The 2180-nt window shown below is 43.9% G+C and carries 2 protein-coding genes; both read left to right on the top strand.

Going from position 1 to position 2180, the window contains the following annotated elements; all coding sequences use genetic code 11:
- Window positions 1-729: Gfo/Idh/MocA family oxidoreductase (locus tag QZV24_RS10440; protein WP_294523591.1), on the top strand; the 729-nt coding region annotated here is incomplete at its 5' end.
- Between the two features lie 203 nt (window positions 730-932).
- Window positions 933-1907, top strand: coding sequence for a metallophosphoesterase (locus QZV24_RS10435; protein WP_294523588.1), 975 nt, complete (start codon window positions 933-935; stop codon window positions 1905-1907).
- Window positions 1908-2180: the final 273 nt, after the last annotated feature.

Raw genomic sequence — 2180 nt, 5'->3', positions numbered from 1 at the left:
CATGATGTAGAAAAGATTAAGGCTGTTTTGGATGTAGTAAAATCCAGCGGCAAAAAATATCAGGTTGGTTTCAACCGGCGCTTCGACCACAACTTCAAGGCCATCCACGATGCAGTGGCTGCCGGCAAGGTTGGCAAGCAGCAGATCATCAAAATCACTTCCCGTGACCCTGAGCCACCATCCATTGATTATGTAAAGGTTTCCGGTGGAATTTTCCTGGATATGACCATTCACGATTTCGATATGGTTCGTTATCTCTCCGGCTCCGAAGTTGTAGAGGTATATGCTGAAGGTTCTGTTACCGTTGATCCAAAAATTGGCGAAGCAGGTGACGTAGATACTGCTGTTATCACCTTGAAGCTGGCCAATGGCGCTACAGCTATTATTGATAACTGCCGGGCTTCCTGCTATGGTTACGACCAACGGGCTGAAGTATTCGGTGACAAGGGTTGCGTGGCCATTTCCAACGACACCGCCTCCAGCGCTGTATTCAGCGGTAAAGACGGTGTTGTAGCTGAAAAGCCAATGTTCTTCTTCCTGGAGCGTTACATGCAGGCTTATGCCAGCGAGGTTGAGCAGTTTGTGGATGCCATTGTCAATGGCAAGGATGTGCCAGTCAATGCTAATGACGGTTTACAGCCAGTTCTTATTGGCTTGGCTGCCAAGAAATCCGTTGATGAGCACCGTCCGGTAAAAATCAGCGAGATCAGCTCCGCTTATGGACTTTGATTCTATCTACTACTTTATATATAACATTTCTCCAACTTTAATTTAATGCTTTGCTATTCCCAGCCAAGGGCTTCCTTGGCTGGCTTTTTTTATGTCATATTACATAAAAAAGCATAATACTATATTTTTTACTTTTAGCATTTTGATATAATATCAGTATAGAATTGTGTTTCGTTTTTAAACTTTTACTGGGAGGGGAAACTATGTTACGACGGGATTTTTTGCGGTGGATGTTGTTCTCCGCCGGCTGGATGGTTGCGGACAGCTATTTCCAGCCGTTAAAATTATTGGCATCCGGTAGCCGTAAGTCGGACTATTACCATATAGTGTTGCTCAGCGATATGCATCTTCCTTGGAAAACCAATAAACACCCAACCCCAGAGGAACAGCAGGAGGTTTGGGCTGGCAAGCAGGCTATGTTGGCTAATATCAATAGCTGGAACGATGTGGACGAGGCCGCTGTTTTAGGGGATCAGGCCGCACGGTTTGGAATCGAGGAGGAATTTGCCTGCGTGGACAATTTCCTTGGTAGTCTGCGGTTCCCATACTATTCCATCGCCGGCAATCATGATTATGTGTATAGGGACACCCCCGATGCCCAGGGTAATTTGCAGATGGGCACCCATGAGGAAAAATGGGCCAAGCTCATGGCCTTTACCAAACGCTATCATCTACCTGATGTTTATTATGCCCGCTCTGTAGGTAAATACCGTCTGCTATATCTCGCCCCTGATGCCTGCAATGAATTAAAAATTGAGCTTTCCGCCAAACAACTGGATTGGCTTAGAGGGGAAATTGCCTCTCACCAGCACGGTCCGATTATATTCTTTTGTCATGCCCCTCTTATGGGCACCCTGCGTACCTATACGAAAAAAATCAATACTCCGCAAACCACCGCTCAACCAGCAGATCAATTAAAGGAAATTCTTAGTCACTGCCCACCAGGCAGCTTGTGGGTATCTGGCCATACCCATACTCCACCTAAGAATGATAGCTTTGCCGATGACAGCGTAAATCGCTTTAATGAAAATTTGGTAAATATTCATAATCCGTGCATCGACAAGAAGCATGTTTATACCAACTCCTTGTACCTTTATGACGACAAGGTTGTCGTAAGAACCTATGATCATCGGGATAATGAGTGGGTTAAGAAATTCGACAGAATATATCACAATTAAAGTATAAATAACTGGATAATATCAATATTACCAAAGAAAAAACACTTGCCTATGAAATCAAGGCAAGTGTTTTTTATAATAAAGTGAGTGCTCCACAAAGAAAAATGGCCGCCACAAAAGGGCTCGTGGCAGCCATTTAATGGGATTATATATAAGGAGTAGTATAGCAATAATAATTATAACGCCATTGTTCAAATTTTTCTTCTTTAGAAGAAAAATCTTCCAATTAGCGTTTCCCTAAAGGACTAGCTTCGCGTCGCAACGAGCTGGGAG

It is taken from the genome of uncultured Anaerovibrio sp. (genome assembly GCA_902786545.1).
GTDB lineage: Bacteria > Bacillota > Negativicutes > Selenomonadales > Selenomonadaceae > Anaerovibrio.
This window is presented reverse-complemented; position numbering and strand designations above follow the sequence as displayed.